This window comes from Dellaglioa sp. CoH-57-MRSF-18, assembly GCF_056781995.1.
On the sequence record NZ_JBXAXX010000192.1, the window covers coordinates 1 to 291 of the forward strand.

The following is a 291-nucleotide window of genomic DNA, read 5'->3' on the forward strand; positions in this document are numbered from 1 at the left end:
TCCCCGAACGTGATCTCCCATACGCGATGCCAAATGATGGGGATGCGCAGCTGCTGGCGCACTATCCGCAGGTCAAACATCCCGTTGAAGGTGACGAGCATCGGGCCCTGTCGTGCCGTGAAGAACTTCTTCAACGACTTTTTTATGTGCAGGCGTTCTTCCTTGGTCCAGTGAGCAAGCGGGTGATCGACGGACACCGTATACCCTACCTCGGGCTCTGTGTCCATCGCGAACTGGATGGTCAGGATTTTGTTAAATAGCACACTCAGGTTACGCGTTTCCGTGTCGAAT

The 291-nt window shown here is 54.3% G+C and carries 1 protein-coding gene; it reads right to left on the minus strand.

The window, feature by feature from the left end; genetic code table 11:
• Window positions 1-291 (minus strand): hypothetical protein (locus AC1RPG_RS08680; protein ID WP_481762584.1); only part of this gene is annotated, 291 nt, incomplete at both ends.